Here is a 244-nt window from a genome sequence, read left to right on the forward strand (position 1 = left end):
AAGGCGATCAATGCCGTGACGCTGGAGATGTTCCACGACATCGACAAGGCGCTCGACGTGTTCGAAGCCGATCCTGATGTCGCGGTTATCGTGCTGGAGGGGGCCGGCGAGCGCGGCCTGTGCGCCGACAGCCCGACGCCGCCGCCCATCACGATGCCGTCCATGAAGGCTACATAGGGTTTCGGGAATTTCTTGATCCGCGCGTTGAGAATGTACTCGTCACGCCACAGGATCTTGCCGAGAT

1 protein-coding gene and 1 pseudogene are annotated in these 244 nt (G+C 61.1%); one reads left to right on the plus strand and one right to left on the minus strand.

All coding sequences use genetic code 11. The annotated features are described in order from the left end of the window. Window positions 1–27 precede the first annotated feature (27 nt). Window positions 28–177 carry a hypothetical protein gene (locus FNJ47_RS48230; RefSeq protein ID WP_430649501.1) on the plus strand — a complete coding sequence of 50 codons (150 nt, stop codon included), beginning with the start codon at window positions 28–30 and terminating at the stop codon, window positions 175–177. Here FNJ47_RS48230 and FNJ47_RS48235 read toward each other — a convergent pair. Beyond that, a pseudogene (locus FNJ47_RS48235) lies at window positions 120–244 on the minus strand (enoyl-CoA hydratase/isomerase family protein); the annotation flags it as partial. The gene FNJ47_RS48230 and the pseudogene FNJ47_RS48235 sit on opposite strands and share 58 nt — an antisense overlap.

Source organism: Bradyrhizobium uaiense, from assembly GCF_010811875.1.
GTDB classification, from domain to species: Bacteria; Pseudomonadota; Alphaproteobacteria; order Rhizobiales; family Xanthobacteraceae; genus Bradyrhizobium; species Bradyrhizobium uaiense.